The 24,972-nt window shown below is 60.7% G+C and carries 22 protein-coding genes; 18 read left to right on the top strand and 4 right to left on the bottom strand.

Annotated features, from left to right (window positions below; all coding sequences use genetic code 11):
* Positions 1-21: 21 nt before the first annotated feature.
* The gene (locus PSH66_RS21090; protein ID WP_305427587.1) at positions 22-906 is read right to left on the bottom strand and encodes a DMT family transporter; all 885 of its coding nucleotides are present in this window, start codon (positions 904-906) and stop codon (positions 22-24) included.
* Positions 907-1,096: 190 nt separating this feature from the next.
* On the opposite strand from PSH66_RS21090, the gene PSH66_RS21085 reads away from it, so the two are divergent.
* Positions 1,097-1,906 carry a UDP-2,3-diacylglucosamine diphosphatase gene (locus tag PSH66_RS21085; protein WP_003175339.1) on the top strand — a complete coding sequence of 270 codons (810 nt, stop codon included), beginning with the start codon at positions 1,097-1,099 and terminating at the stop codon, positions 1,904-1,906.
* Between the two features lie 62 nt (positions 1,907-1,968).
* Here the strand turns inward: PSH66_RS21085 and PSH66_RS21080 are convergent, their stop codons facing one another.
* The 3 genes from PSH66_RS21080 to phhA form a co-directional block, all read right to left on the bottom strand.
* Positions 1,969-3,162, bottom strand: coding sequence for an amino acid aminotransferase (locus tag PSH66_RS21080; protein WP_003175338.1), 1,194 nt, complete (start codon positions 3,160-3,162; stop codon positions 1,969-1,971).
* On the bottom strand, positions 3,162-3,518 hold the full coding sequence (locus PSH66_RS21075; RefSeq protein WP_003175337.1) for a 4a-hydroxytetrahydrobiopterin dehydratase: 357 nt from the start codon (positions 3,516-3,518) through the stop codon (positions 3,162-3,164). The genes PSH66_RS21080 and PSH66_RS21075 overlap by 1 nt, the downstream gene beginning before the upstream one ends.
* Before the next feature lie 99 nt (positions 3,519-3,617).
* Entirely contained in the window at positions 3,618-4,409 is a 792-nt protein-coding gene (phhA, locus tag PSH66_RS21070) for a phenylalanine 4-monooxygenase (RefSeq protein WP_305427586.1), read from the bottom strand.
* A gap of 257 nt (positions 4,410-4,666) precedes the next feature.
* Between phhA and PSH66_RS21065 the strand changes: the two genes are divergently transcribed.
* From PSH66_RS21065 to PSH66_RS20985, 17 genes are all read left to right on the top strand, one after another.
* Complete coding sequence (locus PSH66_RS21065; protein WP_042945085.1) at positions 4,667-6,229, top strand: sigma-54-dependent phenylalanine hydroxylase transcriptional regulator PhhR; 1,563 nt, start codon at positions 4,667-4,669, stop codon at positions 6,227-6,229.
* A 265-nt stretch (positions 6,230-6,494) separates the two neighbouring features.
* Positions 6,495-7,235 carry a flagellar basal body rod protein FlgF gene (locus PSH66_RS21060; protein ID WP_003175334.1) on the top strand — a complete coding sequence of 247 codons (741 nt, stop codon included), beginning with the start codon at positions 6,495-6,497 and terminating at the stop codon, positions 7,233-7,235.
* 81 nt (positions 7,236-7,316) lie between these two features.
* Positions 7,317-8,102 (top strand): flagellar basal-body rod protein FlgG, encoded by a 786-nt coding sequence (gene flgG, locus PSH66_RS21055; RefSeq protein WP_078734118.1) that lies wholly within the window; start codon positions 7,317-7,319, stop codon positions 8,100-8,102.
* A gap of 53 nt (positions 8,103-8,155) precedes the next feature.
* Positions 8,156-8,851, top strand: a complete 696-nt coding sequence (gene flgH, locus PSH66_RS21050) for a flagellar basal body L-ring protein FlgH (RefSeq protein ID WP_003175330.1) — start codon at positions 8,156-8,158, stop codon at positions 8,849-8,851.
* A gap of 27 nt (positions 8,852-8,878) precedes the next feature.
* Positions 8,879-9,967 (top strand): flagellar basal body P-ring protein FlgI, encoded by a 1,089-nt coding sequence (locus PSH66_RS21045; RefSeq protein WP_141063612.1) that lies wholly within the window; start codon positions 8,879-8,881, stop codon positions 9,965-9,967.
* 10 nt (positions 9,968-9,977) lie between these two features.
* Positions 9,978-11,243, top strand: a complete 1,266-nt coding sequence (flgJ, locus tag PSH66_RS21040) for a flagellar assembly peptidoglycan hydrolase FlgJ (RefSeq protein ID WP_370694814.1) — start codon at positions 9,978-9,980, stop codon at positions 11,241-11,243.
* A gap of 10 nt (positions 11,244-11,253) precedes the next feature.
* On the top strand, positions 11,254-13,290 hold the full coding sequence (gene flgK / locus PSH66_RS21035) for a flagellar hook-associated protein FlgK (protein ID WP_078734116.1): 2,037 nt from the start codon (positions 11,254-11,256) through the stop codon (positions 13,288-13,290).
* Positions 13,291-13,304: 14 nt separating this feature from the next.
* The gene (locus PSH66_RS21030; RefSeq protein WP_003175326.1) at positions 13,305-14,888 is read left to right on the top strand and encodes a flagellar hook-associated protein 3; all 1,584 of its coding nucleotides are present in this window, start codon (positions 13,305-13,307) and stop codon (positions 14,886-14,888) included.
* 277 nt (positions 14,889-15,165) lie between these two features.
* Entirely contained in the window at positions 15,166-16,095 is a 930-nt protein-coding gene (locus tag PSH66_RS21025) for a ketoacyl-ACP synthase III (RefSeq protein ID WP_003175325.1), read from the top strand.
* A gap of 274 nt (positions 16,096-16,369) precedes the next feature.
* A complete protein-coding gene (locus tag PSH66_RS21020; RefSeq protein ID WP_078734114.1) occupies positions 16,370-17,815 on the top strand; it encodes a flagellin in 1,446 nt (481 codons plus the stop codon).
* Between the two features lie 75 nt (positions 17,816-17,890).
* Positions 17,891-18,250, top strand: coding sequence for a flagellar protein FlaG (locus PSH66_RS21015; RefSeq protein WP_078734113.1), 360 nt, complete (start codon positions 17,891-17,893; stop codon positions 18,248-18,250).
* A gap of 79 nt (positions 18,251-18,329) precedes the next feature.
* Positions 18,330-19,730, top strand: a complete 1,401-nt coding sequence (gene fliD / locus PSH66_RS21010) for a flagellar filament capping protein FliD (RefSeq protein WP_003175321.1) — start codon at positions 18,330-18,332, stop codon at positions 19,728-19,730.
* Positions 19,731-19,866: 136 nt separating this feature from the next.
* A complete protein-coding gene (gene fliS / locus PSH66_RS21005; protein ID WP_003175320.1) occupies positions 19,867-20,256 on the top strand; it encodes a flagellar export chaperone FliS in 390 nt (129 codons plus the stop codon).
* A 24-nt stretch (positions 20,257-20,280) separates the two neighbouring features.
* The gene (locus PSH66_RS21000; RefSeq protein ID WP_003175319.1) at positions 20,281-20,577 is read left to right on the top strand and encodes a flagellar assembly protein FliT; all 297 of its coding nucleotides are present in this window, start codon (positions 20,281-20,283) and stop codon (positions 20,575-20,577) included.
* A 168-nt stretch (positions 20,578-20,745) separates the two neighbouring features.
* Positions 20,746-22,221, top strand: coding sequence for a sigma-54 dependent transcriptional regulator (locus tag PSH66_RS20995; RefSeq protein WP_003175318.1), 1,476 nt, complete (start codon positions 20,746-20,748; stop codon positions 22,219-22,221).
* A gap of 110 nt (positions 22,222-22,331) precedes the next feature.
* Positions 22,332-23,543, top strand: coding sequence for a PAS domain-containing sensor histidine kinase (locus PSH66_RS20990; protein WP_141063613.1), 1,212 nt, complete (start codon positions 22,332-22,334; stop codon positions 23,541-23,543).
* 6 nt (positions 23,544-23,549) lie between these two features.
* Positions 23,550-24,926 (top strand): sigma-54 dependent transcriptional regulator, encoded by a 1,377-nt coding sequence (locus PSH66_RS20985; protein ID WP_042945080.1) that lies wholly within the window; start codon positions 23,550-23,552, stop codon positions 24,924-24,926.
* Positions 24,927-24,972 lie beyond the last annotated feature (46 nt).

Raw genomic sequence — 24,972 nt, 5'->3', positions numbered from 1 at the left:
TGCGGATGCGCACAGTATAGATCAGGCCGCCGTAACCGGCGGCTTGGCCTGGCTGGCACTGCCCATCAGCCCCGACAGCACGATGGCGACGATGATCAATGCGCCCCCCAGCAGCATGCGCGGGGTGGGCGTCTCGGCGAACAACAGCCAGGCCACGGTGATGCCGTAGACCGGCTCCATGGCAAACACCACCGAGGCGGTACGCGCCTTGATCACCGCGAGGCTGGCGACAAACAGGCTGTGGGCCAGGCCGGTGCAGAACACGCCGAGCAGGCCGATCCACAACCAGTCCAGCGCCCGCACGTGCGCCAGCCCCGGCGCCGCCACCGGCAGCAGGCACAGTGCAACCACCACGTTCTGGCACAGCGCGGCCTGTACCGCCGGAATTCGCCCGGAACTGGCGCGATTGTTCAGCGACAACAGGGAGAACAACAGCCCTGAGGCGATGCCCCACAGCAGGCCGCCGGTGGCTTCGCTGGCGAGGTTGAAATCCGGCGTCACCAGCACCAGCCCAACGCTGACCAGTACTACCAGGACGATTTCATTGGTGCGGATGCGCTCGCGGAAGATCAGCCCTTCAAGGATCACGGTAAACGCCGGGAACGCCGTGAACCCTAGCGTGGCAACTGCCACACCGGCCACCTTGACCGCGATGAAGAACGTCACCCAATGCGCCGCCAGCAACACGCCGCTGACCAGCAGGCGTCGCCAGTCGCGTGGCTCAAGGGTTTTCCAGGCGGTGTTGCTGGCAAACCGGGCAAATACCGCCAGCGCCAGCACGGCAAAAACGGCGCGCCCAAATACGATGATCGACGGCGAGGCGGCCGCCAGTTTGCCGAACACGCCGGTAAGGCCAAACATCAGTGCGCCGATGTGCAGGGCGCCGAGGGCTGAGCGGGGAGTCATTGCAATCCTTTGAACGGACGAGGTAACCGCCTTGCAGTCTAAAGGGTTGGTCGTGCCGATGTCTTTGGGCTGCGGCGCGTTTTGCCTGACAGGGTGATGTGCTCATCGCTGTCATCAGACTGACGCACCGTTGTCATGGGCTATTAATCGCCAGGGCGCAAGCTCGCTAAAACAGCGCCGAGGGATGCCCATGAGCAGTGCCGAGTTCACCCAGCCCAGCCGTAAGCAGCGGGTGCGAACCCTGTGGATTTCCGATGTGCACCTGGGCACCCGGGATTGCCAGGCCGAACACCTGTCGCAGTTCCTCAAGGGTTACCACGCCGACAAGGTGTACCTGGTGGGCGACATCATCGACGGCTGGAAAATGCGCGGCGGCATGTATTGGCCTCAAGCCCACACCAACGTGATCCGCCGCCTGCTGACGATGGCCAAGCGTGGCACCGAGGTGATCTACGTTACCGGTAACCATGACGAGTTCCTGCGCCGCTACTCCAAGCTGATCCTGGGCAATATCCAGTTGGTCGACGAGGCAGTGCACGTGACCGCCGATGGCCGTCACCTGTTGGTGATTCATGGCGATCAGTTCGATGTGATCACCCGCTATCACCGTTGGCTGGCATTTCTCGGCGACTCGGCCTACGAGTTCACCCTGACCTTGAACCGCTGGCTGAACCACTGGCGGGCGCGGTACGGCTATGGCTATTGGTCGCTGTCGGCGTATTTGAAGCACAAGGTCAAAACCGCGGTGAGTTTTATCAGCGATTTTGAAGAGGCCATCGCCCATGAAGTGACCAAGCGCGAGTTGCATGGCGTGGTGTGCGGGCATATCCACCATGCCGAGATTCGCAAGGTGGGCGAGGTGGATTACCTCAACTGCGGGGATTGGGTGGAGTCGTGCACGGCGTTGATCGAGCACTGGGATGGGCATATCGAGTTGTATCGATTGGCGGATGCACAGGCCAGAGCGGCACTGCTCAAGGCTGAGATGGTCACAAACTGAAGGTCAACCACAGTCCAAATGTGGGAGGGAGCCAGTCTCTCCCTCATTTGGAAGCGGTTTCTTCAGTTGCAGACGTCTGCGATGGCTTGGGCCAATAGCGCCAACCGCGTTGCATCCGCTCCCGCCACGTTGGCCCGTCCCGAACTGACCATATACACACTGTGCTTCTCGCGCAGTTGCTTCACTTGCTCGGCACTCAAGCCGGTATAGGAAAACATCCCGCGTTGCGCGCCGATATGTGCAAATCGCTCAGCCAATCCATGGGGTGCCAGTGCGTCCACCAGCCCGGAACGCAACTGCGCGATTCGTGCGCGCATGGCTTCGACTTCGCTACTCCACAGGGCTTTGAGCTCGGCGTCACCGAGGATGGTCGCTACCACCGCAGCCCCATGATCCGGCGGCGTCGACCACAGGTTTCGGGCGATATTCGCCAGTTGGCTGCGCACGTCGGTGAGTTTTTCCGCGTCCGCCGCACATACGATCAACGCGCCGACACGGTCGCGGTACAGGCCGAAGTTCTTCGAGCACGAACTGGTGATCAGTACTTCCGGCAGTTCAGCCGCAAACAACCGCACCGCCCAGGCGTCCTGCTCCAGGCCGTCGCCAAAGCCCTGGTAGGCGAAGTCGATCAGTGGCAGCAACTGGCGTTCGCGCACGATGTGCAGTACCTGGCGCCAGTCATCCTGGGACAGGTCGAAACCGGTCGGGTTGTGGCAGCAGGCGTGCAGCAGGACCACGTCGCCTTTGGGCACGGTGGAGAGCGTCGCCAGCATCGCCGCCACATCCAGGCGGTTGTCCGCGCCCACGTAGGGGTAATGGCTGACCTTGACTCCCGCCTTGGCGAAGAGCGTTTCGTGGATCGGCCAGGTCGGGTCGCTCAACCACACGCCACGGCCGGGCAGGTTGTGGGCGATGAAATCGGCGCTCAGGCGCAGGGCACCGGTGCCGCCAGGTGTCTGTGTGGCACCGGTGCGGCGGTCGCGGATCAGGGCTGAACCGGCACCGAGCACCAGTTCGCTGATCAGCGCGCCAAAGGCTGCATCGCCATGGCCGCCAATATAGGTCTTGGTGGTTTGCTGCTCCACCAGGCGCTGCTCCGCCCGCTTCACCGACGCCGGAATCGGCGTCAGGCCCTGGTCGTCCTTATAGACACCTACGCCCAGATCAAACTTGTTCGGGTTGGGGTCCTGGGCATACAGGTCCATCAACCCGAGGATCGGGTCGCCGGGAACACGGCCTATGGCATCGAAATGCATTACTTGCGGCCCTCGGCGCTCTTGGCCACTTCGTCGGTGCGTGCGGCCATGATGAAGTCGTTGCGGTGCAGGCCCTTGATGGAGTGGCTCCACCAGGTCACGGTGACTTTGCCCCATTCGGTGAGCAGGCCTGGGTGATGGCCTTCGGCTTCGGAGATTTCGCCCATGGCGTTGGTAAAGGCCAGGGCAAATTTGAAATTCTTGAACAGGAAGACTTTTTCCAGCTGCATCACGCCATCGCGCACTTCGATGTTCCAGTCGGGGATCTGCTTGAGCAGTACCGGCAGTTCTTCGTCGCTGACTTGCGGGGCGTCGGCGCGGCAGGCTTCGCAGTGGGCTTGGTTCAAGGTGGTCATGTGCGGTGTCCTGAATTCGAATGATTGAAGATCAGTGAGCGTCACCCTAAAGCAACGCAGGGTCAGGGAAAAGACTCACCTGGCCTTAAAAATCGTGGTTTACGCGGCTTTGGGTTTGGGCGGGAATTTGGGGGCGTGCAGACCCAACTGCATGCCGCGTTCGACCATGCCCATGATGTCCTCCTGCGCCACTTCGAACAGGCGCTTGAGCTCGGGCAGCACGAAGTAGAGCGGTTGCAGGATGTCGATGCGATACGGCGTGCGCATCGCTTCCAGCGGGTCGAAGGCCTGGTGCTCAGGTTCGTCCGACAGGCAGTAAACACTTTCTTTAGGCGACGACAGAATCCCGCCGCCGTAGATGCGCAGGCCGGCGGGCGTGTCCACCAGGCCGAACTCGATGGTCATCCAGTACAGGCGCGCCAGGTACACGCGCTGTTCCTTGGTGGCCGCCAGGCCGAGCTTGCCGTAGGTGTGGGTGAATTCGGCGAACCAGGGGTTGGTCAGCAGCGGGCAATGGCCGAAAATCTCGTGGAAAATATCCGGCTCCTGCAGGTAATCCAGTTCTTCACGGGTACGAATAAAGGTCGCCACCGGAAACTGCTTGTTGGCGAGTAGCTCAAAGAAGGTCTGGAAGGGGATCAGTGCCGGCACCCGGGCGACTTGCCAGCCGGTGGTCTCGGCCAGCACTTTATTGATTTCGCCCAGTTGGGGGATGCGGTCCAGGGGCAGGCCGAGTTTGTCGATGCCGTCCAGATATTCCTGGCAGGCGCGACCCTCGATCACTTTCAGTTGGCGCGTGATCAGGGTGTTCCACACCGCATGTTCTTGCGGCGGGTAGTGGATAAAACCTTGCGCATCGGGCTCGCGTGCCACGTAGTGCGTCTGCTTCATACGGCTCTCCTGCTAGGCATTCGTTCTTGTTATGTCCTGCGATGCACCTATTGATAACCCGTGGAGGGCGGGATTCCATCCGGCTGCGAGGTGCGCGTGTAGGAAAAACGGCTGGATTTCGTAAAGTATTCGTTACGGTTGCGTGACTCGTTGCCGCATTGGGCTGGGAAAAGCGCACAAGCTGTCACATAATCTTGACGACTATCTGCGCCCAGCGACAAAAAGACGCGGCGCTTCCCCACTTTTCGGGTCTTTTCATGCGTATCAAAGTGCACTGCCAGAACCGCATCGGCATCCTGCGGGACATTCTCAACCTGCTGGTGGAGTACGGCGTCAACGTCGCCAAAGGCGAGGTCGGTGGGGAACATGGCAATGCCATCTACCTGTTTTGCCCGAACCTGGTGAACATGCAGTTTCAGGCGCTGCGCCCGCAGTTCGAGGCGATTGCCGGCGTGTTCGGTGTAAAAAGGGTAGGGCTGATGCCCAGCGAGCGTCGGCATATGGAGCTCAACGCCTTGCTCGGTGCCCTGGAGTTTCCGGTGCTGTCCATCGACATGGGCGGTTCCATCGTCGCCGCCAACCGTGCGGCGGCGCAGTTGCTCGGCGTGCGCGTGGACGAGGTGCCGGGCATTCCGCTGTCGCGCTATGCCGAGGATTTCGACTTGCCGGAACTGGTGCGCGCGAGCAAGTCGCGGATCAATGGCCTGCGGGTCAAGGTCAAGGGCGACGTGTTCCTGGCGGATATCGCGCCGCTGCAATCCTCCGAGCACGATGACAGCGAAGCCATGGCCGGCGCCGTGCTGACCCTGCACCGCGCCGACCGTGTGGGTGAGCGCATCTACAACGTGCGCAAGCAGGAGCTGCGTGGCTTTGACAGTATTTTCCAAAGTTCCAAAGTCATGGCGGCGGTGGTGCGTGAAGCACGGCGCATGGCCCCGCTGGATGCGCCTCTATTAATAGAAGGCGAAACCGGTACCGGCAAAGAGCTGTTGGCGCGCGCCTGTCACCTGGCCAGCCCACGCGGGCAATCGCCGCTGATGGCGCTGAACTGCGCCGGGTTGCCCGAGTCGATGGCCGAGACCGAACTGTTCGGTTACGGCCCTGGCGCATTTGAAGGCGCGCGGGCTGAAGGCAAGCTCGGGCTGCTGGAATTGACGGCGGGGGGTACGTTGTTTCTCGATGGCGTGGGGGAAATGAGCGCACGCCTGCAGGTGAAATTGCTGCGTTTTCTGCAGGACGGCTGCTTCCGTCGGGTCGGCAGCGACGAAGAGGTGTACCTGGATGTGCGGGTGATTTGTGCGACCCAGGTGGACTTGTCCGAACTCTGCGCCCGTGGCGAATTTCGCCAAGACCTCTATCACCGCCTCAATGTGCTGTCGCTGCATATTCCGCCGCTGCGCGAATGCCTTGATGGGCTGGCGCCGTTGGTTGAGCACTTTCTCGATCAGGCCAGCCGGCAGATCGGTTGCCCGCTGCCCAGGTTGGCGCCGGCGGCCATGGAGCGGCTGAGCCACTACCACTGGCCGGGCAATGTGCGGCAGTTGGAAAACGTACTGTTCCAGGCGGTGTCGTTGTGCGAGGGCGGGACGGTCAAGGCTGAGCATATTCGCCTGCCGGATTATGGCGTGCGTCAGCCGCTTGGCGATTTTTCGCTGGAAGGCGGCTTGGAGGCGATTGTCGGGCGGTTCGAGAAGGCGGTGCTGGAAAGTTTGTATGCCGAGCACCCGAGCAGCCGCCAACTGGGTAAGCGCCTGGGGGTGTCGCACACCACCATCGCCAACAAATTGCGCGATTACGAAATCCTCAAGACTGACAAATAACCACCTGACACCCTTGGGGTTAAAACTGTGGGAGGGAGCAAGTCGAATCGTCGTACCGCCCCTCCCACCTTTGACCTGTACTTGCCGCACGCGGCAGTAGTCCGCCGTTTTTTCGACTCTCTCCAACGCTCAAAAAGTCACGACCCGCCCGCAAACCCCCGTCCAGCCTGCACTTCACCCTCTTTTAGAAAGTTGGTTCGCAAATTGCTTAAGCCTCATCAGTACAGCGGTGGGCGGCAAGCCTGCGTCAGAAAGAGGAAAGAGCGTGGACAAGTACCTTTATGTGGCAATGACCGGCGCCAGCCAGAATGCACTGGCGCAGAAGGCCCATGCCAACAACTTGGCGAACATTTCCACCAACGGTTTTCAACGCGACCTGGAACAGGCGCGTTCGATGCCGGTGTTCGGTGACAGCTTTCCGGCGCGGGCCTTTGCCATGACCGAACGTCCAGCGACCGACTTCAGCCCTGGGGCGATGATCGAGACCGGTCGCGACCTGGACGTGGCCGTCAACGGTGATGGCTGGATGGCCGTGCAGACCCCGGACGGCGGCGAAGCCTACGTGCGCAGCGCCAGCATGAACGTCGATGCGTTGGGCGTACTGCGCGCCGGTAACGGCATGCCGATCATGGGCAACGGTGGCCCGATTGCCGTGCCGCCGCAGCAGAAGATCGAAGTGGGCGCCGACGGCACCATCAGTATCCGCGCCATGGGCGAAGGCCCGCGCGTCATGGCCGAAGTGGACCGTATCAAGCTGGTCCAGCCGGACCTGAAGAATATGAATAAAGGCCTGGACGGCACCATCCACACCAAGGATGGCAAGCCGGCCGTGGCCGATGCGAGCGTCAAGCTGACCTCGGGCTTCCTGCAGGCGAGCAACGTCAATGCCGTTGAAGAAATGACGGCGGTGCTGGCGCTTTCCAAGCAGTTCGAGCTGCACATCAAGATGATGAACAGCGCCAAGGAAGACGACCAGGCCATGACCCGCGTCATGTCGATGAGCTAATCGCCCCTTTTTGAATAAAGTTGGCTTTTAAATAAACAGCGCAGCACGGCGCCAACAAACAGGCGCACAGAGGAGAACAGCATGCTTCCGGCTCTATGGGTTGCCAAGACAGGTCTGTCCGCCCAGGACACCAACCTGACCACCATTTCCAACAACCTGGCGAACGTCTCGACCACGGGTTTCAAACGTGACCGTGCCGAATTCCAGGACTTGCTCTATCAGATCAAGAAGCAGCCAGGCGCCCAGTCGACCCAGGACAGCGAGCTGCCGTCCGGCCTGCAACTGGGTACCGGTGTGCAGATCGTCGGCACCCAGAAAAACTTCAGCGCCGGTAACCTGCAGCAGACCGGCCAGCCGCTGGACATGGCCATCAACGGCCGGGGTTTCTTCCAGATCCTGCAACCGGATGGCACCACGTCCTACACCCGTGACGGCACTTTCCACCTCGATTCCAACGGTCAGATCGTCACCGCCAACGGTTTTTCCCTGGAACCCGCCGTGATCGTGCCGGCCGATGCCAAGACGTTCACCGTCGGCAACGACGGCACCGTGTCCATCACCGTGGCCGGCAACCCGGCCTCGCAAGTGATCGGCAACCTGCAAACCGCCGACTTCATCAACCCGGCCGGCCTGCAGGCGATGGGCAACAACCTGTTCCTGGAAACCGCTTCCAGCGGCGCGCCGCAAATCGGCACCCCTGGCCTGAACGGTTTCGGCACCACGCTGCAAAGCACTCTGGAAACTTCCAACGTGAGCACCGTTGAAGAGATGGTCAACATGATCACCACTCAACGCGCCTACGAGATGAACTCCAAGGTGATCTCCACCGCCGACCAGATGCTCTCGTTCGTTACGCAGAATCTGTAATCAAGTCTATGGGGCGCCTTAGTCAGCGCCTGCAACACCGTGAGGTAAGGGTCATGAATCGCTATGTTTCCGTTTTGGCATTGAGTGGGATTGCCGTGCTCGCGGGCTGTGTCGCCCCGACGCCAAAACCCAATGACCCGTACTACGCACCGGTGTTGCCGCGCACGCCGTTGCCGGCGGCGGCCAATAACGGCTCGATCTACCAGGCTGGTTTCGAACAGAACCTGTACAGCGACCGCAAGGCGTTCCGGGTCGGTGACATCATCACCATCACCCTGAACGAGAAGACCCAGGCCAGCAAAAACGCCAACTCGCAGATCGGCAAGACCAGCAAGGCGAGCCTCGGCCTCACGTCCTTGTTCGGCGGCGTTCCCAACACCAATAACCCATTGGGCAGTGGTGACCTGAGCCTCGACGCAGGCTACAGCGGCGACCGCGCCACCAACGGCAAGAGCGCGGCGGCGCAGGGCAACACCCTGACCGGTTCGATCACGGTGACGGTGGCGGATGTGTTGCCCAACGGCATCATCGCCGTGCGCGGTGAAAAGTGGATGACCCTCAATACCGGTGACGAGCTGGTGCGCATCGCCGGGATGGTACGCGCCGATGACATCGCCACCGACAACACCGTGCCGTCGACGCGGATTGCCGATGCACGCATTACCTATTCGGGTACAGGTTCGTTTGCTGATGCGAGTCAGCCGGGCTGGTTCGACCGCTTCTTCCTTAGCCCGCTGTTCCCTTTCTAGGTGGCCACTTTGAAACTCAAACAGCTGATGGCGGCCGCACTCCTGCTTTCCTTGAGCGCTGTCGCCCAGGCCGAACGCCTGAAAGACATCGCCAGCATTTCCGGCGTGCGGTCCAACCAGTTGATCGGCTACGGCCTGGTGGTGGGGCTTAACGGTACAGGTGACCAGACCACCCAGACCCCGTTTACCCTGCAGACCTTCAACAACATGCTCTCGCAGTTCGGCATCAAGGTGCCTGCGGGCTCGGGCAACGTGCAGCTCAAGAACGTTGCGGCGGTGTCCATCAGTGCCGACTTGCCGGCGTTCGCCAAGCCGGGCCAGGTGGTGGACATCACCGTGTCGTCCATCGGTAACTCCAAAAGCCTGCGTGGCGGCACCTTGCTGATGACGCCGCTCAAAGGTATCGACGGCAACGTCTACGCCATCGCCCAGGGCAACCTGGTGGTGGGCGGGTTTGACGCCGAGGGCCGGGACGGTTCGAAGATCACTGTCAACGTACCGTCGGCCGGCCGTATTCCCGGCGGCGCCACGGTCGAGCGCACCGTGCCCAGTGGTTTCAACCAGGGCAACAGCCTGACCTTGAACCTCAACCGCTCCGACTTCACCACCGCCAAGCGCGTGGTCGACAAGATCAACGACATGCTCGGCCCAGGCGTGGCCCAGGCCCTCGATGGCGGCTCTATCCGCGTGACCGCACCGCTGGACCCAAGCCAGCGCGTGGATTACCTGTCGATCCTGGAAAACCTTGAAGTCGACCCGGGCCAGGCGGTGGCCAAAGTCATCATCAATTCGCGTACCGGTACCATCGTGATCGGCCAGAACGTCAAGGTGTCGCCGGCAGCGGTGACCCACGGCAGCCTGACCGTGACCATTACCGAAGACCCGATCGTCAGTCAGCCTGGGCCGTTGTCCAATGGTCAGACCGCGGTGGTGCCGCGCTCGCGCGTGAATGCCCAGCAAGAAGCCAAGCCGATGTTCAAATTCGGCCCCGGTACCACCCTGGATGAGATTGTCCGCGCGGTGAACCAGGTGGGCGCAGCCCCTGGCGACTTGATGGCGATCCTCGAAGCGCTGAAACAGGCCGGCGCCTTGCAAGCCGACCTGATAGTGATCTGAGGCCATGGTCATGGACATGCGCAAGAGCGGTCTCACCAGCACGGCGGACTCGGGGTCTTACTCCGACCTGAACCGGCTTAACCAGCTCAAGGTCGGTGACGACAAGAACAGCGAAGGCAACATGCGCAAAGTGGCGCAGGAGTTCGAGTCGCTGTTCCTCAACGAGATGCTCAAGTCGATGCGCTCGGCCACCGAGGTGTTGGGTAAGGACAACCCGATGAACACCCCGGCCGCCAAGCAATACCAGGAAATGTACGACCAGCAGTTGGCCGTTTCGATGTCCCGCGAAGGAGGGGGTATCGGCCTGGCCGACGTGCTGATGCGCCAGATGCAGAAGAACAAACCCGTGGACGCCCAGGCGGCCACCTTGCAGGGCCCGGCGGCTGCCGAGCCTGCGAAGAAAGTCGACGTGCCGACCGAAATTGCCGCCGGCACCCAGGCCTCCGGTCCGCTGGGCCGCTCCAATGGTCAGCGTCCATTGTGGGCCTATCGCGTGGCGGAACCCCAGGCCGGTGCGGCTGCTACCCACAGCAACGACATGGAGCTGATGAACCAGCGCCGTATCGCCTTGCCGAGCAAACTCACCGATCGCCTGCTGGCCGGTATCGTGCCGACCACCCAGGTCGCCACCGAAGCCAAGTCCGCGCCGCTGCGTAACAGTGCGTTGCAAGACAACGTGGTCAACAGCGCCGCGCGCAGCTTTGCCGTGCCCAGCGACCGCATGCAGATCTACAGCCGCGCCGTGGCCCAGCCACCGTTGGCGCCGGCGAAGAAGGCGTTCAGCTCGCAGGATGAATTCGTCGCCACCATGTTGCCGATGGCCAAGGCCGCTGCCGCGCGCATTGGTGTCGATCCGAAGTACCTGGTGGCCCAGGCCGCGCTGGAAACCGGCTGGGGCAAATCGGTGATGCGCGCCGAGGACGGCAGCAGCAGCCACAACCTGTTCGGCATCAAGGCCGGCCAGAGTTGGCAGGGCGGCCAGGCGCGTGCGATCACCAGCGAGTTTCGCGACGGCGCGATGGTCAAGGAAACGGCGCAGTTCCGCTCCTACGACTCCTACCAGGACAGCTTCCACGACCTCGTGACCTTGCTGCAAAGCAATGATCGCTATAAAGAAGTTGTGAAGTCGGCCGACAACCCGGAACAGTTTGTGCGCGAGTTGCAAAAAGCCGGTTACGCCACGGACCCTGCCTACGCCAGTAAGATTTCGCAGATCGCAAAAACGATGAACAGTTACCAGAATTACGCTGCCGCGGGCGCGACCACTCATTTATAAGGTCTGAACCATGAGTTTGCTCAATATCGGGATGTCGGGGCTTAACGCCGCTCAAGGATCGTTGTCGGTTCTGAGTAACAACATCGCCAACGTCAACACCCCGGGATACTCACGTCAGCAGACCACTCAGAACGCCGGCGCCAGCAACCCCTACGGCGGCGTGTACATCGGCACCGGTACGACGCTGGCGGATGTGCGCCGCATTTATAACGATTTTCTGGGCGCGGCCTATCAAGGCAGCACCGCCCTCAACAGTGACGCCACCACTTACGCGGGCCAGGCCGCTGCGATCGACAAGACCCTGTCGGACAAGTCGACCGGCATGTCGGCCGTGCTCAGCGCATTTTTTGCCTCCCTGCAGACCGCGGCGGCAACGCCCAGCGATGTGTCCGCGCGGCAGTTGCTGGTCACCAGCGCCCAGACCTTGAGCAACCGCTTCAACGCGATCTCCACGCAATTGACCCAGCAGAAAGAAGGCATCAACGCCCAACTGAGCACCATGAGCGACCAGGTCAACAAACTGACGTCGTCGATTGCATCGCTCAATGCTCAAATCACCACCGCCCAAAGCTCGTCGACCAGCGCGCCGGCCAACTTGCTGGATGCGCGTAACGAGGCTGTGCGTTCGCTCAATGAGCTGATCGGCGTGACGGCCACCGAGAAAAACGGTCAGTTCAGCATCAATACCGGCACCGGCCAGTCGTTGGTGGAAGGGAACATCGCCAATACGATCTCGGCGGTGCCGAGCAAGGCCGACAACAGTCAGTACACCATCCAGCTGAACATGGGCGACACGGCAATTGACATCGGTAATGTGGTCAGCGGCGGCAGTATTGGCGGCCTGTTGCGTTATCGCAGCGATGCGCTGATGCCCGCCATCAATGACTTGGGGCGCATCGCCATTGCCACCGCTGACAGCGTCAACAGCCAGTTGGGGCAGGGCCTGGACCTGAACAGCGATTTTGGCTCCTCGCTGTTCGGCGACATTAACAGCGCCATCGCGATTGCCCAGCGAAGCCAGGCGTCAACGGGTAATAGTGCGGGGTCGGGCAACCTGAATGTGACGATTGCCGACAGCAGCAAGCTGTCGACCTTTGACTACAAGGTGACCTTCACCAGCGGTAACCTGTACAACGTGGTGCGCTCGGACGGCAAAGCCATGGGCTCGTTCGATACCACCACCACGCCCCCACCGGTGATCGACGGCTTCACCCTGGCGTTGGATGGCGCGGGCCCGGTCGCTGCCGGTGACAGCTTCAAGATCAGTCCGACGGCCAACGGCGCCAGCGGTATCAGTGTCGAACTCAAAGACCCGAACAAACTTGCGTTTGCCGCGCCTTTGGCGGGTAACGCCAGCAAGACCAACACCGGTACCGGTGCGTTCACGCCGCCCACCTTGACGGTGCCGATCGATATCAATGGTGGCGCGGCCACCGCCCAGTTGCGCACCGGAATCGAAAACTCGATGCCGGTGAAAATGCTCTTCGGCAAGCCTGCGGCGGATGGTACCCAGCCGTATTCGATCAGTGATGCCCAAGGCAATCCGCTCGGCACCGGCACCATCATTCCGGGGCAGGGCAACAAGATCACCGTCAATGTGCCGATGCGCGATGCCGCCGGCGCGTTGATTCCGGGCAAAAGTTTCAGCTTTGACACCAGTGTGTCCGGTGCGCCCGCCGACGGCGACAGCACGACCTTTTCATTCAATAGTGGCGCCACGTCCGATGGTCGCAATGCCCAGCAGTTGCTGGGGTTGCAGACCAAGGCGACGGTCGGCGCGGTGGATGGCAATGCGGGCGTGAGCCTGGTCAGCGCCAACAGCCGGCTGGTGTCCCAGGTGGGCTCCAAGGCAGCCCAGGCCAATACCGACAGCACCGCCACCGGCGCCTTGCTGGCGGCGAACAAGGCGGCCAGCAACTCCGTGTCCCAGGTCAACCTGGACGAGGAGGCGGGCGACATGATCAAGTTCCAGCAGTACTACACGGCGTCGTCGCAGATCATCAAGGCCGCGCAAGAAACCTTCAGCACACTGATCAACGCCCTTTAAAGGAGTCTGGAACGATGCGTATCTCTACACAGCAGTATTTCGACACCAGCTCCACCAAGTACCAGGACAACTATTCTGGTGTGGTGAAGGCCCAGGATCAGGCCTCTACCGGCGTGCGTGTGCAAACCGCTTCCGATGACCCGGTGGCCGCGGCCCAATTGCTGATGCTGCAACAACAGAAAGACATGCTGGGGCAGTACAACGGCAACATCACCACCTTGCAGAACTCGCTGAACAACGAAGAAAGCGTGCTGTCGAGCATCAGCCTGGCGATGCAGACCGCCAGTGGCCTGGCGCTGCAGGCCGGTAACCTGCAGATGAGCAACGATGATCGCAAGGCGATCGCCGCCCAGGTGGGAGCGCTTGAGGATCATGTGCTGGGCCTGCTCAACAGCAAGGACTCCAGCGGCAACTACATGTTCTCCGGGGCCAAGACCGACACGCCACCCTACAGCCGTAACAACGATGGCACCTACACCTATCAGGGTGATGAAACGCCGTTGAGCCTGCAGGTATCGAGCAACCTGTCGATCTCCATGGGTGATACCGGCAAGACCCTGCTTGAAAGTTCTTCCAATGTCGGTCGCACCCAAACCACGCTGTTGCCGCCTTCGGTCAATGACGGCAAGGTCTCGATCTCGGCCGGCCTGGTGACGTCCGGCACGGCTTATACCAAGAGTTTCGCCGATGGCCAGCCGTACAAGCTGACTTTCGCCAGCAGTACCCAATACAGCGTGACCGACAACGCGGGTAATGACGTCACGTCAGAGATCACCGGCAACGGTACGTTCGACTCCACCAAGGAAGGCGCGGCCAGCGTCAACCTGCGCGGGGTCAAGTTCGACATCACCTTGAACCTGGGGGCGGGTGTCGCCTCGGGGCCTCCCTCCGATGCATTGGTGGCCGGCAAGGAATTCACCCTTGAAAGCAAGCCGGATACCTTCAGCAGCTCGCGTACGGCAAGCAATGCATCCACCGCGCAGCTGACCGGTGGTCGCGTCACCGATCAGGCCGCGTACGCCAGCACTTTCCCGAACTCGGGGGCGGTGATCAAATTTACCAGCGGTACCGCCTACGACGTGTACGCCCAGCCCTATACGGTTGATAGCAAATCCATTGCCTCGGGCACCATTGCTGCGGGCGCGACAACAGTCACCACGGTCGGGGTGACCTTTGATGTGAGCGGCACGCCGGGTGCCGGCGATCAGTTTTCGATCGGTGCCACGAGCAATAAGAACATGAACGCCCTGGATACCCTGGGCCAATTGCGCAAAGCCCTGGAGGCTCCGGCGGATGGTGATCTGATTGCCAGGGCCAAGCTCAAGGATGTCATCAATACCTCCATCGGCAACCTGGCCAACGCTGACGCGCAGATCAACCAGGTACGCGGCTCCATTGGTGCGCGGCAGAACGCCTTGGATATTCAGGGCCAGGAAAACACCAGCCTGGGTCTGGCCAACACCTCCACCATGTCATCGCTGGCAAACGTCGATATGGGGCAGGCTGCGATTGACCTGACGTTGCAGCAGACCATGCTGCAGGCGTCGCAACTGGCCTTTGTGAAAATCTCCCAGTTGAGCCTGTTCAGCCGCATGTAATGGGCTGTCGGCGCAAGCGGCCCACCCTGGCGACAGGGTGGGCCGTTGTCGTTTCTGGCGCCGTGAATGTTGCGGGGTTTTGCATAAAGCGCACAAAATTGAGTGACCTGTGAGTCATAAAGCGCATCTTCACTGTATCGTATGAAAAGGATAAGTTGTCGCAGCTTCTTTACGCGGCGGCTTTCAGCGATTTTTTACGGGGTTATCCCCTTTATTGTCAGCGCTCCCGGCGTAGCCCGAGGGGTGTTATCCAGCTATTTAGTATTGGGAAGCCACAATGATTGGCATAAAAAGCATCGCCAGTTACGTGCCGGCGGACGGTATCGATAACTACGCCCAGGGTGCCAAATTCGCCAAGGATGAAGAATTCATCATCGGCAAGATCGGTTCGGCGTTCCTGCCACGCAAGGAAGCGGCGCAGGAGACCTCCGACCTGTGTGTCGAGGCGGCCAATGCCTTGTTTGCAGCCAACCCTGGATTGTCGCGCGAATCGATCGATGCGGTGATCGTCGTGACCCAGAACGGCGATGAGGAAGGGCTGCCCCACACGGCCGCCATCGTCCAGGACAAATTGGGCCTGCCGACTCACGTGGCGGCGTTCGATATTTCCCTGGGCTGCTCCGGCTATGTCTACGGCATCTATGCGATGAAAGGCTTCATGGAAGCCACCGGCCTGAAGAACGGTCTGCTGATCACCGCCGACCCTTATTCGAAGATCGTCGACCCGGAGGACCGCAACACCACCATGCTGTTCGGCGATGCCGCCACGGCCACCTGGATGGGTGAAGAGGCTCCATGGCAGTTGGGCAAGGCGAAATTCGGCACTGACGGTTCGGGCGCGCCGCACCTGAAGGTCAGCGACGGTGTGTTTTTCATGAACGGTCGCCAGGTGTTCAACTTCGCGTTGCTCAAGGTTCCCGCGCATTTGCACGAGCTGCTCAACGAATCGGACCTCAAGGCCGACGAGATCGATGCGTTCTGCATCCATCAGGGCAGTGCGGCCATTGTTGACGCCGTGGCGCGGCGTTTCGAAGACGCGCCGGTAGAGAAGTTCATCAAGGACATGGTCGAGACCGGCAACACCGTGTCATCGAGCATTCCGTTGCTGCTGGAAAAGCACGTGATGGATGCCACGTGGAAGCGCGTGGCGATCAGCGGTTTCGGCGTGGGCCTGTCGTGGGGCTCGGCGATTCTCTATCGTCCATGACGTTTCAGTAGACCGGTTCTGCATAAAAGCAAACGCCGATGATCAAAAGATCATCGGCGTTTTTTATTTGGCGCCAAAAAAAACCATAAAATCACGGGTTGGAGTCGGCCTAAGGCCTTGAATTACAAGGGGTGGCACGGCGCCATTAAAAAAAATCAAAAAAATCCTCAAGCAACCGGCTACCACGACGATAACTATTACGTAGGTTCTCTAGGCCACACCCGGCGGTTGCCAGGGCCGGAAGCCGCAGTACACCACCCACGAGGATTTCGTCATGGCATTAACAGTAAACACCAACCTTGCTTCGTTGACCGTTCAGAGCAACCTGAACAAGGCTTCCGGCGCTCTGCAAACTTCCATGCAGCGTCTGTCCTCCGGCCTGCGTATCAACAGCGCCAAGGACGATGCGGCCGGCCTGCAAATTTCCAACCGTCTGACCAGCCAGATCAACGGCCTGGGCGTTGCAATCAAAAACGCCAACGACGGTAGCTCGATTGCTCAGACCGCTGAAGGCGCGATGCAGCAGTCCACCAACATCCTGCAAAGCATGCGTACCCTGGCCCTGCAATCGGCCAACGGCTCGCCAAGCGCTGAAGACCGCAAGTCGAACCAGGCTCAATACGCTGCTCTGACTGCTGAACTGACCCGTATCGCTACCACCACTACCTTCGGTGGCAAGAACCTGCTGGACGGTTCTTTCGGTACCACTTCGTTCCAGGTCGGCGCCAACGCCAACCAGACTATCGACATGAGCATCGGTAACGTTGCAGCCAACAACATTGGTTCGCAGCAGCTGAAAACTCAAGCCCTGACCCCTTCGGCAACCGGTATTGCCGGTGGTGCTGTCACCGTTACCGGTGGTGGCCAGACCGCTACTGTGACCCTGGCTGCTGGTGCTTCCGCCAAGCAGATCGCTGCGCAAATGAACGGCGCCGTTGGTGGCCTGTCTGCAACTGCCAGCACTGAAGCTCAGTTCACCGTGAACACCGCTACCATCGCTGCCGCCACTCCGCCGAGCGCTAACTTCACCCTGCAAGTGGGCAGCGGTGCAGCCGTTCAGTTCACTGGCGTGACCAAAACTTCCGACCTGGCTGACCAACTGAAGTCCAACGCTGCCAAGCTGGGCATCAGCGTCAACTACGATTCGTCCACCGACGCTCTGTCGGTCAAGTCCGACACCGGTGAGAACCTGACCTTCAACGCCGGTGACGGTGGTGCTGCTGGTATCTCGGTCGCTACCAAAGACGGCACCGGTACCTACGGTACTGCTACTGCCCTGGCCGCCACCGCGATTATCGCCACGGGTGCTGTTTCGCTGAACTCCTCCAGCAGCTACGCGCTGAATGGTCCTGGTGTAGCCGGTGTGTTCGCTGCCGGTGCCGCTACCGCCGCCAACTCGGCCAAAACCACCGTCAACAACACTGACATCACCACGGCTTCCAACGCGCAGAACTCGATCGACGTGATCACCCAGGCGATCTCGGACATCGACTCCCAGCGTGCCGGTCTCGGTGCTGTACAAAACCGTTTCGACAACACCGTTGCCAACCTGCAGAGCATTGCAGACAACTCCAGCGCCGCTCGCGGTCAGATCCAGGACGTTGACTACGCTGCAGAAACTGCTCAGCTGACCAAGCAACAAACCCTGCAACAGGCTTCCACCGCGATCCTGTCCCAGGCCAACCAACTGCCATCTTCTGTACTGAAGCTGCTTCAGTAATAGCCATCGGTAGATGACTGACGGAAGGGCGCGTTTACGTGCCCTTTTGTCTTTTGCGTGATGAGGAGATTGGACATGGACATGAGCATCAAGTTGAACCTGTCTTATCCTGCAGCGGCGCCGCAGAGCGTTCCTGCTCCCGTAAACAATGACCTGCAGAAGACCAAGGTAGATCCTGTGGCTGCCACGGTCGAAACCAAGCAGGACTCGAAGCCGTCCGACCTTCAACAGGCGGTAACGGACATTCGCAACTTCGTCCAGGCTGCCCAGCGCAACCTGGATTTTTCGATTGATGACAGCACCCATCAGGTGGTGGTCAAAGTCATTGCGACTGACAGCGGCGAAATTATTCGCCAGATTCCGTCGGAAACCGCATTGAAACTTGCACAGAGCCTTCACGACGCCAGCAGCGTACTGTTTGACGCCAAAGTCTGAGCTGGCATGAATTTTGTTGCTGTAGCTGCTTTAGGCGTCGTCCGTCAATAAAGCGCCAGCCCCGATCAGGAGAAGTGTCATGGGTGATATCACGGTAAGCGGCCCGGTTACAGGGATTAATACCGAGTCGATCGTTACTGCTTTGGTGAACGCGGAGCAAGCGCCCAAGCAGTCGCAGATCAACAAGCAGACGCAGACGCAGACCGCCCAGCTGTCCTCGATCGGCAAGATTCAAGCGGCATTGTCGGCCTTTCGCGGCGCCATGGACAACATGACCAAGGACGCCAGTATCGGTGGCCTGACGGCCACGACTTCTGACACCGCCGTGTCCACTGTCACCTTGGGGGCCGGTGCTTCCGCGGGCAGCTATCAGTTGGTGGTCACCCAGCTGGCGACCGCCTCGAAGATCGCGACCCAGAACTTCGCCGGTGGCGCCAAGACCGTCGTCAACTCCGGCAGTACCGCGACGACCCTGGAGATTTCCCAGTCAGGCCAGAGTTATGGCGTGAGTGTTGCGCCGGGCGCCACCCTGCAGCAGGTGCGTGACTCGATCAACTCGCAGTACAGCAGCGCAGGCTTGAGCGCCAACATCCTGACCGACGCCACCGGTTCGCGCTTGGTTGTCACTTCGACCAACACCGGCGCAGGCACCGACATTACCCTGGGCGGTAATTCCGGCCTGCAAGCGGGTACTTCGGTGGTCGGCGGTGCACCGCAGAATGCCAAATACACCATTGACGGTACGGCTCAGGAGTCCAAGAGCAACACCCTGTCCGATGCGATCAGTGGTGTGAGCATCAAGCTCACGGCCGTATCGCCACTGCCCACCGGCGTCACGGATGAGACCAAGCGAATTGCGTCGACCATTACGGTCACCCGTAGCAACGACACCCTCAAGAGCTCGGTCAAGGGCTTTGTCGATACCTATAACGCCTTGATCACCGCGATCAGCACCGAGACCAAAGTCACCACCAACCCCGATGGCAGCACCACGCCGTCGGCGCTGACGGGCGATGCCACCATGCGCTCTTTGCAATCGGCGCTGCGCAGCGAGTTGAACGCACTGAGCGGTTCGGGCACGTTGAAGTCTCTGGCTCAATTTGGCGTGAACACTGACCAGACCACCGGCAAGCTGAGCATTGACGACAAGATCTTCAGCGCGGCAGTCGCTAGCAACCCTACGGACATCGGCGGCATTTTCAACGGTGACAAGGGCCTGCTGGCGCGCATGAAAACCGCGACCGACAGTTATGCGCTGAGCGGCACCGGCGTGCTCGCCACGCGCAGCTCGACGCTGTCGGATAACCTCAAGGACCTGCAGAACCAGCAGGACACCCTGACCGCGCGCATGGCTGCGCTGAAGACGAGCCTGACCGCCAAGTACACCACGATGAACAACCTGGTCGCCCAGCTCACCAACCAACGCTCCAGTGTCATGACCACGCTCAATGCGCTGAACAAAAACAACTCGGATAATTGATCCGCGTTGCAGTCGCCCCGGTGAGCGGCACCGGGCGCGGCGTCGCCTGATCGGCGGGTTAAAGTTTTGTGCAGTCCCGACGACATATTAGTCAGAGCCCATCCTATTTAGCTGTTGCCTGTCACGAGGTCGAAAAATGAATCCCATGAGAGCCCTTCGCCAATACCAGAAGGTCAATTCCCATGCCCAGGTCTCCGAGGCCAGCCCGCACCGTCTGGTCCAGATGCTGATGGAAGGCGCATTGGATCGCATGGCTCAGGCCAAAGGCGCCATGGCTCGTGGTGATATCGCGCAGAAAGGCCTGCTGTTGGGCAAGGCGATCGATATTCTGATCGGTCTGCGCGATGGCCTGAACCCGGAAAAAACCGATGACCCGGCCGCCTTGCAGCAATTGGACAACCTGTACGCCTACATGACCACGCGCCTGCTTGAAGCCAACAGCAAGAGCGATGTCACGATGATCGATGAAGTGGCGGGCCTGATGATTACCCTGAAGGAAGGTTGGGACGGTATTGCAACACAGTAGGCCGCTTGGCCTGAGGATGATGTCATGAGCCACGCCCTGCAACGGATTGACGAGACCCGCGAAGCCTTGGTGGACGCATTGGCGCAACGTAACTGGGACGCTATCGGCGAACTGGACCTGGGTTGTCGTGCGGTGATCGATGAGGCGCTGCACAATGCGCCGGTAGACGAAGGCGCACTGCGCGAGAAGCTAGAGAGCCTGCTGGCGGTGTACCAGCAGTTGCTCGAGGTGACGACCGGCGAGCGCCAGGCGATTTTTGAAGAGATGTCGCAGATCAACCGCGCGCAAAATGCGTCAAAGGTCTACCATCTGTTCGGCTGAACAGGCGCAGTTAATCCAACCGGCGCGTCATAAATTTGACCGTGCCAGCTTTTTTGACTTAACTAGTGCTGTTTTCAGAGTTCAGACGTCTATAGAGTAAGAAGTCCTACAGCCGTCTCGATTGCCCTTACACCGGGCAGGAAGTTTTACTAGGGAAGTTGCTATTGCATGTGGCGTGAAACCAGAATTCTGCTGATCGATGACGATAGCGTCCGGCGCCGCGATTTAGCGGTGATTTTAAATTTTCTCGGTGAAGAAAATTTGCCCTGCGGCAGCCATGATTGGCAGCAGGTGGTCAGCTCGTTGTCATCGAGCCGTGAAATCATTTGTGTGCTGATCGGGACGGTAAACGCTCCTGGCGCAGTTTTGGGCTTGTTAAAGACACTGTCTACCTGGGATGAGTTCCTTCCAGTGTTGCTAATCGGTGATATTTCTTCTGTCGAGCTGCCGGAAGACCAACGCCGCCGCGTGCTTTCCACCCTGGAAATGCCGCCCAGCTACAGCAAACTGCTCGACTCCCTGCACCGTGCCCAGGTCTATCGCGAGATGTACGACCAGGCCCGCGAGCGCGGCCGTCACCGCGAACCCAACCTGTTCCGCAGCCTGGTCGGCACCAGCCGTGCGATCCAGCACGTGCGCCAGATGATGCAGCAAGTGGCCGATACCGACGCCAGCGTGTTGATCCTCGGCGAGTCCGGCACCGGCAAGGAAGTGGTCGCGCGCAACCTGCACTACCATTCCAAACGCCGCGACGGACCCTTCGTGCCGGTCAACTGCGGGGCGATCCCGGCAGAGCTGCTCGAAAGCGAACTGTTCGGCCACGAGAAGGGCGCCTTTACCGGGGCGATCACCAGCCGTGCCGGGCGTTTCGAACTGGCCAACGGCGGCACCCTGTTCCTCGACGAAATCGGCGACATGCCGCTGCCGATGCAGGTCAAGCTGCTGCGCGTGTTGCAGGAGCGCACCTTCGAACGCGTGGGCAGCAACAAGACCCAGAGCGTCGACGTGCGCATCATCGCGGCGACGCACAAGAACCTCGAAAGCATGATCGAGATCGGCAGTTTCCGCGAAGACCTGTACTACCGCCTCAACGTCTTCCCGATCGAAATGGCCCCGTTGCGCGAGCGCGTGGAAGATATTCCGCTGCTGATGAACGAGCTGATCTCGCGCATGGAGCACGAAAAACGCGGTTCGATCCGCTTCAACTCCGCCGCGATCATGTCCCTGTGCCGTCACGGCTGGCCGGGCAATGTCCGTGAGCTGGCCAACCTGGTCGAGCGCATGGCGATCATGCACCCCTACGGGGTGATCGGGGTGGTCGAGCTGCCGAAGAAATTCCGCTACGTCGACGACGAAGACGAGCAACTGGTCGACAGCCTGCGCAGCGACATGGAAGAACGCGTGGCGATCAACGGCCACACGCCGAACTTCGCTTCCTCGGCCATGCTGCCGCCGGAAGGTCTGGACCTGAAGGATTACCTCGGGAATCTGGAACAAGGCTTGATTCAACAGGCCCTGGACGATGCCAACGGCATCGTCGCCCGTGCCGCCGAGCGCTTGCGCATCCGCCGAACCACCCTGGTGGAGAAGATGCGCAAGTACGGTATGAGCCGTCGCGAAGGTGATGAACAGCCGGAGGATTGACGCCTGTTTTTCAACTTCTTGATTTGTAGATAGTTTTTTTTAGGCACGGGTATTGCTACAGCCCTCGCAACGTTCCGTTTAACTGACGGTCAGCCAAGCGAGAGAGCATGATGCCCCACGCCGCCCAATTAGCTTCGGCCCCTGCCATCCAGGGGCTCGTTCCATCTGCAGAGCCCCTGGCCCGCCAGGGTCTGGAACAAGCGTTCTCGCAATTCAGCCAGATGTCGAGCCAGCTGACCGATTCCTACAGCCTGCTGGAAGCCCGGGTCTCCGAGCTCAAAGGCGAGCTGGCGGTGGTCAGCGCCCAGCGTATGCAAGAGCTGGCCGAGAAAGAGCGGCTGGCCAACCGCCTGCAAAACCTGCTGTCGCTGTTGCCCGGTGGCGTGATTGTCATTGATGAAGACGGTCGCGTGCGCGAAGCCAACCCGGCCGCCTGCGACATGCTCGGCCTGCCACTGGAGGGCGAGCTGTGGCGCCACGTCATCACGCGCTGCTTTGCGCCACGTGAAGATGACGGGCATGAAATCTCCCTCAAGGACGGCCGCCGCCTGTCCATCGCTACCCGTTCCCTGGACGCTGAGCCGGGCCAACTGGTGTTGCTCAACGACCTGACTGAAACCCGTCACCTGCAGGACCAACTGGCACGTCACGAGCGCTTGTCGTCGTTGGGGCGCATGGTCGCCTCTTTGGCGCATCAGATCCGTACGCCGTTGTCGGCCGCGTTGATCTACGCCAGTCATTTGACTGATGAGCAACTGCCCGCCGCCACCCAGCAGCGTTTCGCCGGTCGGCTCAAGGAGCGGTTGCACGAGCTCGAACACCAGGTACGCGACATGCTGGTATTTGCCCGCGGTGAATTACCGCTGACCGACCGCGTCACGCCTGACCAACTGATGCAAGCCTTGCAGGCGGCGGCCGCGGCCCATGTTCAAGACACCCAAGTGCGCTGGCAGTGCGACAGCCATTTCGGCGAGTTGCTGTGCAATCGCGATACGTTGGTGGGGTCATTGCTTAATCTGATCGAGAACGCGATCCAGGCCAGCGGGCCGGGCGCGCGGCTCAAGGTGCACCTGTACCGTCGCGAGCAAACCCTGCGTCTGTGCATCAGCGACAGCGGCAGCGGTATCGAGCCTAAGGTACTCCAGCGTCTGGGCGAACCGTTTTTTACCACCAAGACCAACGGCACCGGCCTGGGCCTGACCGTGGTCAAGGCGGTGGCACGTGCCCATCAGGGAGAATTGCAGCTGCATTCCCGTGTCGGGCGTGGCACCTGTGCATTGATGACCTTGCCGCTGTTTTCAGGCGCGGCAAGCGCGGAGTAAAGAGTCATGGCTATCAAGGTTCTGTTGGTGGAAGACGATCGCGCCCTGCGTGAAGCATTGGCTGACACGCTGCTGCTGGCGGGCCATGACTACCGGGCGGTCGGTTCTGCCGAGGACGCCTTGGAGGCGGTCGAGCAGGAGTCCTTCAGCCTGGTGGTCAGCGATGTGAACATGCCGGGCATGGACGGCCACCAGTTGCTGGGCTTGCTGCGTGTGCGCCAGCCGCAACTGCCGGTGTTGCTGATGACCGCCCACGGCGCGGTGGAGCGGGCGGTGGACGCGATGCGCCAAGGCGCGGCGGATTACCTGGTCAAGCCGTTCGAACCCAAGGCGTTGATCGAGTTGGTGGCACGGCACGCCCTGGGCGTGATCCCCGCCGGCGACGGCGAGGGCCCGATTGCCTTTGAACCGGCCAGTGCGCAATTGCTGGAGTTGGCGGCTCGGGTGGCGCGCAGTGATTCCACGGTGTTGATTTCCGGCGAATCGGGTACCGGTAAAGAGGTGCTGGCGCGGTATATCCACCAGCAATCGACCCGCGCCAAGCAACCGTTCATCGCCATTAACTGCGCGGCGATCCCCGACAACATGCTCGAAGCGACGCTGTTCGGTCACGAAAAAGGCTCGTTCACCGGTGCCATCGCCGCCCAGGCGGGCAAGTTCGAACAGGCCGACGGCGGCACGATCCTGCTCGATGAAATCTCGGAGATGCCCCTGGGCCTGCAAGCCAAACTGTTGCGGGTGCTGCAGGAGCGCGAAGTCGAGCGCGTCGGCGCGCGCAAGCCGATCCAGCTGGATATCCGCGTGGTCGCCACCACCAACCGCGACCTCGCCGGTGAAGTGGCGGCGGGGCGCTTTCGTGAAGATCTGTTCTACCGGCTCTCGGTCTTCCCGCTGGCCTGGCGCCCGTTGCGCGAGCGCCCGGCGGACATTATTCCGCTGGCCGAGCGCCTGCTGAACAACCACGTCAAAAAAATGAAGCATGCCCAGGCTCGGCTGTCGGCCGAGGCCCAGGCCTGCCTGATCAGCTACCCCTGGCCCGGCAATGTGCGGGAACTGGACAACGCGATCCAGCGCGCGTTGATCCTGCAGCAGGGCGGCCTGATCCAGCCTCAGGATTTCTGCCTGGCCATGGGCAGTGGTACTGCGCCATTGCCGACGTTGGCGCCCGCGCCGGTGGTGACCGAGGCTGAGTCTGCCGGTGCTCTGGGCGATGACCTGCGGCGCCGCGAATTCCAGATGATCATCGACACCCTGCGCGCCGAGCGTGGCCGGCGCAAGGAAGCGGCTGAGCGCCTGGGCATCAGCCCGCGCACCTTGCGCTATAAGCTGGCGCAGATGCGTGACGCGGGGATGGATGTGGAAGCGTATCTGTTTGCCACCTGACTTCACCCAATAGCTACGTATCTTTGGCGTGAGCCTGAACCTGTGG

This window comes from Pseudomonas sp. FP597 (assembly GCF_030687435.1).
GTDB lineage: Bacteria > Pseudomonadota > Gammaproteobacteria > Pseudomonadales > Pseudomonadaceae > Aquipseudomonas > Aquipseudomonas lactucae.
The sequence above is the reverse complement of the archived record's forward strand: the minus strand, read 5'-3'. Positions and strand labels throughout refer to the sequence as shown.

Excerpts from the sequence above, each read along its gene's own strand:
- PSH66_RS21090 (WP_305427587.1), bottom strand. The coding sequence starts at position 906 with ATGACTCCCCGCTCAGCCCTCGGCGCCCTGCACATCGGCGCACTGATG.
- PSH66_RS21085 (WP_003175339.1), top strand. The coding sequence starts at position 1,097 with ATGAGCAGTGCCGAGTTCACCCAGCCCAGCCGTAAGCAGCGGGTGCGA.
- PSH66_RS21080 (WP_003175338.1), bottom strand. The coding sequence starts at position 3,162 with ATGCATTTCGATGCCATAGGCCGTGTTCCCGGCGACCCGATCCTCGGG.
- PSH66_RS21075 (WP_003175337.1), bottom strand. The coding sequence starts at position 3,518 with ATGACCACCTTGAACCAAGCCCACTGCGAAGCCTGCCGCGCCGACGCC.
- phhA (WP_305427586.1), bottom strand. The coding sequence starts at position 4,409 with ATGAAGCAGACGCACTACGTGGCACGCGAGCCCGATGCGCAAGGTTTT.
- PSH66_RS21065 (WP_042945085.1), top strand. The coding sequence starts at position 4,667 with ATGCGTATCAAAGTGCACTGCCAGAACCGCATCGGCATCCTGCGGGAC.
- flgG (WP_078734118.1), top strand. The coding sequence starts at position 7,317 with ATGCTTCCGGCTCTATGGGTTGCCAAGACAGGTCTGTCCGCCCAGGAC.
- flgH (WP_003175330.1), top strand. The coding sequence starts at position 8,156 with ATGAATCGCTATGTTTCCGTTTTGGCATTGAGTGGGATTGCCGTGCTC.
- PSH66_RS21045 (WP_141063612.1), top strand. The coding sequence starts at position 8,879 with ATGGCGGCCGCACTCCTGCTTTCCTTGAGCGCTGTCGCCCAGGCCGAA.
- flgJ (WP_370694814.1), top strand. The coding sequence starts at position 9,978 with ATGGACATGCGCAAGAGCGGTCTCACCAGCACGGCGGACTCGGGGTCT.
- flgK (WP_078734116.1), top strand. The coding sequence starts at position 11,254 with ATGAGTTTGCTCAATATCGGGATGTCGGGGCTTAACGCCGCTCAAGGA.
- PSH66_RS21030 (WP_003175326.1), top strand. The coding sequence starts at position 13,305 with ATGCGTATCTCTACACAGCAGTATTTCGACACCAGCTCCACCAAGTAC.
- PSH66_RS21025 (WP_003175325.1), top strand. The coding sequence starts at position 15,166 with ATGATTGGCATAAAAAGCATCGCCAGTTACGTGCCGGCGGACGGTATC.
- PSH66_RS21020 (WP_078734114.1), top strand. The coding sequence starts at position 16,370 with ATGGCATTAACAGTAAACACCAACCTTGCTTCGTTGACCGTTCAGAGC.
- PSH66_RS21015 (WP_078734113.1), top strand. The coding sequence starts at position 17,891 with ATGGACATGAGCATCAAGTTGAACCTGTCTTATCCTGCAGCGGCGCCG.
- fliD (WP_003175321.1), top strand. The coding sequence starts at position 18,330 with ATGGGTGATATCACGGTAAGCGGCCCGGTTACAGGGATTAATACCGAG.
- fliS (WP_003175320.1), top strand. The coding sequence starts at position 19,867 with ATGAATCCCATGAGAGCCCTTCGCCAATACCAGAAGGTCAATTCCCAT.
- PSH66_RS21000 (WP_003175319.1), top strand. The coding sequence starts at position 20,281 with ATGAGCCACGCCCTGCAACGGATTGACGAGACCCGCGAAGCCTTGGTG.
- PSH66_RS20995 (WP_003175318.1), top strand. The coding sequence starts at position 20,746 with ATGTGGCGTGAAACCAGAATTCTGCTGATCGATGACGATAGCGTCCGG.
- PSH66_RS20990 (WP_141063613.1), top strand. The coding sequence starts at position 22,332 with ATGCCCCACGCCGCCCAATTAGCTTCGGCCCCTGCCATCCAGGGGCTC.
- PSH66_RS20985 (WP_042945080.1), top strand. The coding sequence starts at position 23,550 with ATGGCTATCAAGGTTCTGTTGGTGGAAGACGATCGCGCCCTGCGTGAA.